We start from the raw sequence: 2410 nt of genomic DNA, 5'->3' as shown, positions 1-2410 counted from the left end.
TCCTGTTGCATTAGCACCTGGTTTAGGTTTAAATGCTTTCTTTACATATACAGTTGTAAAAACGATGGGCTGCACTCCTGCTTTTGCTCTGACAGCTGTTTTACTTGAAGGTATTCTTTTTGTTTTCCTTTCATTGTTTGGAATCCGTGAAGCAATTATTAATTCAATTCCTGTAGGACTTAGAAAAGCAGTTGCTGTCGGAATCGGTCTGTTTATAGCACTGATTGGTCTTAACAATACTGGAATTATTACAGGCTCAGCCGGCACTCCGATCGCTTTTGTTAATCTTAACGGTGAGCATCTTACAGCAATTGTTGGTCTTATAGGTCTTATAATTACTGTTGCTCTTTATATTCTGAATGTTCCGGGTTCAATCCTGCTTGGAATTGCAATCACTACAGTTATTGGAATTCCTTTTGGCGTAACAAAAATTCCTGAAAATTTTGTTCCGGTTTCTTCTCCAGAAGCTCCTCATCTTTTTATGTTTGAATGGAAAAGTGTCCTTACATTAAAATTCTTTATTGTATTCTTCACATTCCTTTTTACTGATTTGTTCGATACAATCGGAACTTTGCTTGGTGTTGCCGAGCAGGGAAATCTTAAAGATGAAAAGGGTAATGTTATGAATGCGAAAGGCGCTTTGCTTTCTGATTCAATCGGTACAATTGCCGGTGCATGTCTTGGAACTTCAACAGTAACAAGCTTTGTTGAAAGTTCTTCCGGTGTTGCAGCCGGTGCCCGTACTGGTCTTGCTTCTGTAGTAACTGCAATTCTTTTCCTTCTTGCATTGTTTTTAAGCCCTCTTTTTGCTTTAATTCCTTCATGTGCAACAGCTCCTGCATTGATTTTTGTGGGATTTTTGATGATGCGTTCTGTAATTGGAATTGATTTCCGGGATGTAACAGAAGGAATTCCTGCATTTATTACAATTATGGTAATGCCATTTTCTTATTCCATTTCAAAAGGAATTTCTTTCGGAATTATTTCGTATGTTTTGTGCAAGATTTTTGCACGCAAAGCAAAAGATGTTCCTGTTGTAACATGGATTTTAGCTTTGGTTTTCCTGTTCGATATAATTTTTGAAGCTGTAAAATAAATCTTAAACTTTTAATTCAACTTCACTGCCGGCAGACTGCGTTTTTGTAACGATAATCTGCCGGTCAATTTTTTCTTTAAGCTCTGCAACATGACTTATAATTCCAACCAGCCTGTTATTTTCAGAAATTGAATATAAAGCTTTCATTGCAAGCTGCAGGGTGTTTTCATCGAGTGTGCCAAAACCTTCATCAACAAAAAGTGCGTCCAGTTTAATTCCTCCTGCACTTTCCTGAATTTCATCGCTTAATCCCAGTGCAAGTGAAAGTGAAGCCATAAAACTTTCTCCACCTGAAAGTGATGCAACATCCCGCCTTCCGCCTTTGTAATGATCGATTACATCAATTTCAAGGCCTGACTGACCGGTTTTAGCAAGTTCCTGCCTTCTTACAAGTTCGTACTGCCCGTCTGACATAATTAAAAATCTATGATTTGCACGGCTTAAGATTTTGTCAAAATATGTCATCTGAACATATGTTTCGAGCATAAGCCGTCCCTGGCCTGTAAGCTGACCGTTTGCCGTTTCAGAAAGAGAATTCACAGTTATATATTTTTCATCAAGTTCAGAAAGTTTTTTCTGGGAAACAAGAAGTTCAGAAAGATTTTTTGAGTTTGTTGCTATTCTTGCTGTGATTTCTTTGATTTTCTGGAAATTATCAGATTTTTTTGTTTCAACTTCAATTTTTTTCTGATTTTCACTTTCCCAGTCTATGAAAGGAGCATTTTTCAAAAGATTTTCAAGCTGTTTAATTGAACCGGAAAGTTCTGAAACTTTAGAATTACTTTCGTTAAACCGCTGTTCAGATGATTCTTTTGCATTTTTTAAAAAATCGATTTTTGAGCGGATTTCTTTTCCCTGAGCTATAAGTTCATCCCGGTTTTTAAAGGAAAGTTTTTGAGCTTTTTCATCAATCTGTTTTTTAAGCGATTCTATCAGAGTGAGATTGTGTACTTTTCTGGATTCTATCGAATTTAATTCACTTTTTAACTCTTCGCTTTCTTTAATTATTTCAGGAAGTAGAGAATTTAATCTTTGTTTTTCTGTAATTTTTAAATTAATTTCTTTTTGTTTTTGGATGAGTTCATTAAATTTTATTCTGTTTTCGTTTTTTGCTGAAGAAATATCGCTGTGTAAATTCAGCTTTTCTGAAAGTGCATTAATTTCTTTTTCGATTGAAGTTAAATTACCGGTCAAAACTGCACAAAGTTCTGCAGATTCAGAAGTTTTCTGCTGAGCTGTTTTCCATTTTTTTTCGGAACTGTTCACAGTTTCCTGACTCGGGGCATTTTCGCTTTTTCTGGCAGGAGAAGGGTG

General features: G+C 35.9%; 2 protein-coding genes. One reads left to right on the top strand and one right to left on the bottom strand.

Going from position 1 to position 2410, the window contains the following annotated elements; genetic code table 11:
- Positions 1–1096: NCS2 family permease (locus tag ACKI5B_RS00085; protein WP_407424915.1), on the top strand; the 1096-nt coding region annotated here is incomplete at its 5' end.
- Between the two features lie 3 nt (positions 1097–1099).
- Here ACKI5B_RS00085 and ACKI5B_RS00080 read toward each other — a convergent pair.
- Positions 1100–2410 (bottom strand): SbcC/MukB-like Walker B domain-containing protein (locus ACKI5B_RS00080; RefSeq protein ID WP_407424914.1); only part of this gene is annotated, 1311 nt, incomplete at its 5' end.

Source organism: Treponema sp. (assembly GCF_045657965.1).
Classification (GTDB): Bacteria; Spirochaetota; Spirochaetia; order Treponematales; family Treponemataceae; genus Treponema_D.
Note: the sequence above shows the minus strand (reverse complement) of the source record. Positions and strands in the feature narration are given on the sequence as shown.